Annotated in this window: 5 protein-coding genes; all 5 read right to left on the minus strand. The window is 64.1% G+C overall.

The features are described from left to right. Positions 1-111: 111 nt before the first annotated feature. On the minus strand, positions 112-1,833 hold the full coding sequence (locus AB1384_03950; GenBank protein MEW6553424.1) for an AMP-binding protein: 1,722 nt from the start codon (positions 1,831-1,833) through the stop codon (positions 112-114). Positions 1,834-1,950: 117 nt separating this feature from the next. Beyond that, positions 1,951-3,120 (minus strand): uroporphyrinogen decarboxylase family protein, encoded by a 1,170-nt coding sequence (locus AB1384_03955; protein MEW6553425.1) that lies wholly within the window; start codon positions 3,118-3,120, stop codon positions 1,951-1,953. Between the two features lie 139 nt (positions 3,121-3,259). Next, a complete protein-coding gene (locus AB1384_03960) occupies positions 3,260-4,990 on the minus strand; it encodes a thiamine pyrophosphate-binding protein (GenBank protein MEW6553426.1) in 1,731 nt (576 codons plus the stop codon). A 39-nt stretch (positions 4,991-5,029) separates the two neighbouring features. Further along, positions 5,030-5,836, minus strand: a complete 807-nt coding sequence (locus AB1384_03965; GenBank protein ID MEW6553427.1) for an SDR family oxidoreductase — start codon at positions 5,834-5,836, stop codon at positions 5,030-5,032. Between the two features lie 35 nt (positions 5,837-5,871). After that, on the minus strand, positions 5,872-6,477 hold the full coding sequence (locus AB1384_03970; GenBank protein ID MEW6553428.1) for a TetR family transcriptional regulator C-terminal domain-containing protein: 606 nt from the start codon (positions 6,475-6,477) through the stop codon (positions 5,872-5,874). Positions 6,478-6,698 lie beyond the last annotated feature (221 nt).

Here is a 6,698-nt window from a genome sequence, read left to right on the forward strand (position 1 = left end):
GGATTCCGGCGCCGATCCCAGAAGACCCGTAAGGCCCCCCGCGCCCAGGCAGTTGGCATGCCGGGACGGGTGCGGTCATCAGCGGTGGGTGTTTGCCGGTGGGAGGTGGTCCTATTCCTCCAGGGCCTTGGCTTTTTCCCGGAGTTCCTGGCGGCCGCGGCCGCTCTCCAGGCCGGACGCAAGGTCATCCACTATCTTCAGGATGCGGATCCTCTTATAGCGGGCGAGGTGCTGGTTGGCATATTCCCGCAGTTCTTCCTCTCCAGCCTCGTAGCCCCCTTCCAATTCGACGAAGGCCACCGGGAACTCGCCGTAGCGCTCGTCGCTCTTCCCCACCACCACCGACCTGGATACGGCGGGATGTCCGTTGAGCACTTCCTCCAGCTCCCCGGGATAGACGTTGTACCCCTTGTAGATCAGCATCTCCTTCTTGCGGCCCACGATATACAAGTATCCGTCCCCGTCGAACTTCCCGATATCGCCGGAATAGAGCCAGCCGTCGCGCAGTACCCGTGCCGTCTCCTCGGGATCCTTCCAGTAGCCCTTCATTACCTGAGGGCCCCTGATGCATACCTCGCCCGCCTCGCCGGCCGGCACCTCCCGCTCGCCGGTCTCGAGGTCGACTATCCTGATTTCGGTATCCGCCAGGGGAAGGCCCACCGAACCGAGCCTTATCCGGTCCCTCGCGGGGGGGTTGGCGGTGCAGCCCATGGTACACTCCGTGAGCCCGTACCCCTCGCAGACCACCCCGGGGATCTTCTCCATCACCCTTTCCAGGAGATGGACGGGCATGGGGGCGGCTCCTGAGACCACCAGCCTCACGTTGGACATGTCCGCCTTTTCGAACAGGGGGTGGTCGACCAGGGGGACGAAGAGCTGGGGAGCCCCCCCGAAGCCGGTCGCGCCGTACTTGCCGATGGAACGCAGGTATTGCTCGGGGTCGAAGCGGTGGGACACGATCATGGTCCAACCGTTCATGACCTGGATATCAAGGGCACCGATGATCCCCATGACGTGGAACCAGGGGATGACGATGAGAGATATCTCACGCGCCAGCCTGACTACATGGTCCTCTTCCCGGTCGTCCTCCATGCGTTCGACATCCAGCAGGCCGTCCTCGTATGCCACGCCACCACCGATGAACCACTGGGCATACTGGCAGCAGTTCACCACGACGTTGTAGTGGCTGCTCATGACCCCCTTGGGGGCCCCGGTTGTCCCGCCCGTGTAGGTGATATGGGCGAGGTCTTCACGCACATCGAAATCAAGGGGGGGCGCCTCTTCCGGATAACGCTCCAGGAGATCGGAGAAATCGATGGCCTTGACATCCAGCGGTTTCTTCCTCAACGCTTTCACCGGAGCGGTCACGCGCGGGTAACAGTCCGAGAGGCTGGTCAGGATGACCCTCTTCACCGGGGTCTCGGGCATCACCCGGAGCGGCTTCCTGGAGATGATGTCGAGTCCCAGGTAGGTCTCCACGCCTGCGTCGCCGAGCTGGAAAGCCAGTTCCCTCTCGGAGAGATGGGGGCTCAGGGGCACGAAGACGGCGCCCGCCTTCAAGAGCCCGAAGTAAGCTATGGCGAACTGCGGGCAGTTGGGCAGGTGCACGCCCACCCGGTCACCTTTGCTCACCCCCTGGTCCGCCAGGGCCGCGGCGAAGCGGTCCGAGAGCAGGTCCAGTTCCCGGAAGGTTATCTCCATCCCCCCGAAGATCATGGCGTTCCTCTCCGGCCATTTCGCGGCGGATGAACGTAAGATCTGGAACACGGGGATGTCGGGATAGTTCAGGTGTTTGAAAACGCCCGCGGGCCAACTGGCATAGTTCTTCTCCATGCGCACCCTCCTGGTTCTGATTATAGCGCCGTTGTTCCACCCTGTCCGCGCCACGTCAGGAGGGCGCGGGACATGCCTCGACGGCCCGGACAGGGGGGAGCTTGCACCCCACGGACATCAGTCACCGCTGAGGGGATAGCGGCCGTGTTCCTCCACCGCCTGCAGCATCCAGCGCAGGCGCTGCATGTCGATGGACGGGTGGCTGTTGGTGGGAGCGACGATATATCCGCCGCCAGCTCCCGCCGCACGGATGGAATCGCGCACCGCCGCGAAGACCTCCTCCCTGGACGCGTCCACCAGGATGTGGGTGATGTCCAGGTTTCCGCACAGGCAGAGGCGGTCCCCCACCATCTCCTTGGCGTGGGCGAGTTCCACCCCGGCGGTGGGCTCCAGGGAATGCACGCCGTCGAAGCCGCAGTCCGCGAACCAGGGCAGCAGCGGATAGACCATGCCGTCGGTGTGCACCACGATCTTCATGCCGTGGGAATGCGCGGTCTCGGTGATGCGCCGGAAGGAGTCCCCGTAGAGCTCGTCCATGAGGCGGGGGTTTAGCATGGGCCCGGAGCGGTAGGCCATGTCGTCGGAGTAAACAGCGCCGGGCACGCCGGCGTCTGCCCAGGCCTCGATCATCAGGCAGTAGTGGTCCTCGTAGAACTTGATCACCTGCTCGATGAACTTCCTCTCCCGGCGCAGCGCCACCGCGAAGCGCTCGAAGCCAAGGGGCTGCCAGGTGTTCTCGAAGAGCCCGTAGAGGAAGCTGGCGAAGACGGCGATGCGGTCGCCGAAGTCCTTCTGTATGCCGCCGTACACCCGGTTCGCTCTCTCCGGCAGGCGCAGGATGGCCCGCTTGTCCCACGCCTTCCAGTCGGCGGGCGAGGTGATGAGACCGCCGCGGTAGACGGGGGTTGCGATATTGCCGCGGTCGTCCACCACCACGTCGTAGTAGTGGCCGAAGATGTCCTCGGCCACCCGGGAATCCCGGAAGCGCCAGATGGGCACGTGCATGACCCAGGCGGAGTCATAGCCCAGCTTGACCGCCGCCTCGGTGCGGTCGTGGGAGAAGCGGTCCATCTCCGAGTCCATGAAACCGATGCGGTTGAGCAGGGGCATGACATGGTCGAAGAGGGCGGAAGCGTAGTGGTTGGTGACGAAAAAACCCAGGGGGGTGGGTTTCTTTCCCAACACGTCGTAGATGTTCGCGTACTCCTCCATGACGTCCATGGTGGGAACGCGGTCCGGTTCGCGCAGCTCCAGGGCCGCTCTCACACGGTCATGCTGCTCCCCCACTCCACTTCCTCCTCAAGCCGCTCCTCCCGCTTGTATTCTATATGATAACCCCCCATGCATCTTGGATCATATCCAGCATTGCTCTTACGGCCAGGGGCCGGGCCCGATAACGCAGCCCGACCCCCGGAGTCCCGTTCGGCTATTCGGCCGCCTCTTCCCGCGCTGGCGGGCCCTCGTAGACCTCCATGAACTTCTCGGCCAGGGGTGGGATGAGGTTGGCGTAGAAGTCGGTCTTCACGCACACCACGGCGGGAAGCTCGTGGTTCTTCGCCCGCTCGAACGCCTCGAGCAGGTCCTCCTCCTTCTCCACGTATTCGCCGTAGCAGCCCATGCTCTCCGCCGCCTTGTCCCACCTGATGGGGTATTGCCGGCAGGAGATGACCCTGGAGGCGTCGCCCTCGAAGAAGGCCAGCTGCTCGATCTCCTCCATGCACCAGTGCTCCTCGGCGTGGACGATGACGGTGATCTTCACCTTCTCCAGGGCCGCCGTGGCCATCTCCATGAAATTGAACCCGGCGGCGCCGTCACCGGTGATCACGTAGACGTCCTTGTCGGGATTGGCCAGCTTGGCCCCGATGGCCATGGGGATGCCCGTCCCCAGGTGGCCGAACTCGAAGATGCCCAGGGAGGTCCTGGGGGTGGTGAAACGGAGATAGAGGGCGTCGAAGAGGCTGGTGTTGCCGCCGTCCCCCACGTTGATGGCGGCCGGGCCGAATACCTTGGCAGCCGTCTCCACCGAGGTGGCGGGGTGGACCTTGTCCCCCTCGTAGCCCTTGGGGGCCGCCTCGAGCACGGCCATCTGCTCCGCCTCGATCTCCTTGTACTTCTTGACCATCTCCCCCGAGGACGGCTTCACCCCCAGTTCCTTGAGCCTTCCCAGCAGGGCCTGCAGGGTGGCCCTGGCGTCGGCCACGATGCCCATGGAGATGGGCCGGTTGGCCCCAACGTTCCTGGGGTCGATGTCCACCTGGATCAGCTTCTGCTTGCCGCTCTCCCCGAAGTAGATATCGTAGGGGAGGTCCAGGTTTCCCAGGCGCGTCCCCACCGCCAGCACCACGTCAGCCTCCCGCCGGGCCGTCAGGGCGCCCTCGCCCAGTCCCAGCAGGTAGTTGGAGTGGTCGTTGCTGAAGGCGGTCCTGGCGGACATGGAGGTGGAGGCGGGGCAGTTGAGCAGTTCCACCATCTCCAGGAAATCGTCCCACCCCCCGGAGTTGAGCACCCCCGTGCCCGCGATGAGCATGGGGTTCTCCGCTGCGGCGATGAGCCTGGCGGCCTCCTCTATCTGTGCCGCCGGAGGCTCCATGACCATGGAGCGGTATTCCGACGGTTCCAGGTACTTGAGCTCGGAGTCGTCGCCCTCCTCGAAGATGATGTCGTAGGGTATGTCCACGTGCACCGGTCCCGGCCGCCCCGCCATAGCCTCCCGGAAGGCCCTCTGGATGATCTCGGGGATCCTGTTCCACTGGTGCACCACCGCGTTCCACTTGACCACCGGCTTCATGTAGTCGTACTGGTTCACGGCCTGGAAGGCCCCGGAGACGAAGGGGTAGACTATCCCCGAGCGGGCCTGGGAGGAGATGGCCACCACCGGCACTCCCTCCTCGCGCGCGCAGATAAGGCCGGAGACCATGTTGGCGGTGCCGGGTCCGTATCCCGCCATGGCCACAGGTATCTCGCCCGTGGTCTTGTAGGCGCCCTCCGCCATGTGCACCCCAGCCGCCTCGTGGCGCGGCCCCACCCACCTGATGCCGTTGGCCACGGCCGCCGCCATCACCGGGTGGTACCCGGCGTCGGTGATGCCGAAGATCCTCTTCACTCCCTCCTTGAGCAGGCATTTGACGATGACTTCCCCACCCATTACTTTCGCCATATCAGCACCTCCCGTGATCCCCCGCAGGTCTGACCCCGCCTATCCTTCCGCCTTGAAATCCTCCATGTTCAGCGCTTCGTCGAAGATCTTTTCGTAGAGTGGCCCGATCACCCCCAGGCTGGGCCCCGCGGTCATGCCGCCGTCGATGGGTATGGCCAGCCCGGTGACCATGCCGCAGTCATCACTTGCCAGGAAATGGTAGAGCGCCGCCACCTCCTCCGGCTGCACCAGGCGGCCCAGGGGCTGCAGCATGCAGGCCAGTTTGAGTTCGACCTCCGCCCCCTCGATGTAGGCCATGGGGGTGTCGGCTGTCCCGGGGCAGATGCAGTTCACCCTGATCCAGCGGGGCGCCAGCTCCAGGGCCGCCGTGCGCGTGATGGCGATGATGGCCGCCTTGGAGGCCACGTAGCACCCGTAGGTCGGGGTGCCGAAGAGGCCAGCGTAGGAGGCGGTGTTCATGATCGAGCCGCCGTCCTCTATCACGGGAGCGGCGTGCTTTATCCCCCACAGCACTCCCTTGAAGTTGATGTCCAGGGCCTCGTCGATGCCCTCCCGGGTGATACTGTCCACCGTGCCCATCTGGCCGCCGATGCCCGCGTTGTTGACCACCGTAGTCAGTTTCCCGAACTCCGCCACCGCCGCCTCCATGAGCGCCTTTACCTCGTCTTCCCTGCTGACGTCGGTCTTGATGTAGACGCCGCCGCTTTCCTTTGCCACCTCGCTCGCGTCGTCGATGTCCGCCAGCACCACCTTGGCCCCCGCCCGCGCGAAACGCAGGGCGGTCGCCTTGCCCAACCCGGAGGCCGCCCCCGTCACCACCGCCACCTTTCCCTTCAGCGAGAACATCGCGCTCCCCCTTCCCCGATCTGTGACTTGATCTTCTAAGGACGGCCCGCTTTCATGACCGCCGATGCGTTCGCCTTGAGGAACTGGCGCAGTTCTTCGAAACCGCGGTCGTCACCCATAAGGCCGCGATAGTAGTAGTATCCTTCCATGAGCGAGATGATGAAGTCGGCGAACCTGACGGGGTCCGCTTTCGCCACGACCCCCAGGTCCATCAGCCCTTTGAGCTCCTCGGCCAGCACCTCGCGTAGCCTCGAGTACATCCTCTGGAAACTGTCCCTCACCCTGGCGTTGCGAAAACTGAGCGCGTAGCAGGAGTAGAAGACGCCGATGTCCACGAGCTTCGCCCAGTCCTGGCCGAAGATGGCGTCGATGGCGGCATGCAACCTCTCCTCGGGGTCGGCGATCCGCCGCAGCCGTGGCAGGAAGGTCTCCTCGTACATGGCGAGCATGTAGTCCACCAGCTCGACCACCATCTCCTCCTTGTTCGAGAAGTAGTGTACGATGAGACTGGGGTGGATGCCCATGCGCGAGGCTATCTTGGCCATGGAAGCGCCTTCCAGCCCTTCCTCGGCGAGCACGGCGTAGAAGTTCTCCAGGATCTCTTTCTTCCGGGTCTCCGCCTTGTCTTTGGGCCGGGCCATCTCTCCCCCCCAGTGGTCCCACATATTAATTAAATGAATGTTCTATTAATTTAGCCCCAACTCCGCGTTCTGTCAAGGGAATGGGCAATGGAATGGGGGGCAGTTGCGCGGATAAACGAGGTGGCTGGAAGCCGGGATCAGATCGCGGCGTTGATGTCGATGGTCAGGTCGCCGTCGGGAGCTACCTCCCATGCCACATCGCCGGGCTGGCCGAAGATGAG

The sequence above is a fragment of the Actinomycetota bacterium genome (assembly GCA_040757835.1).
Taxonomy (GTDB): Bacteria; Actinomycetota; Geothermincolia; order Geothermincolales; family RBG-13-55-18; genus SURF-21.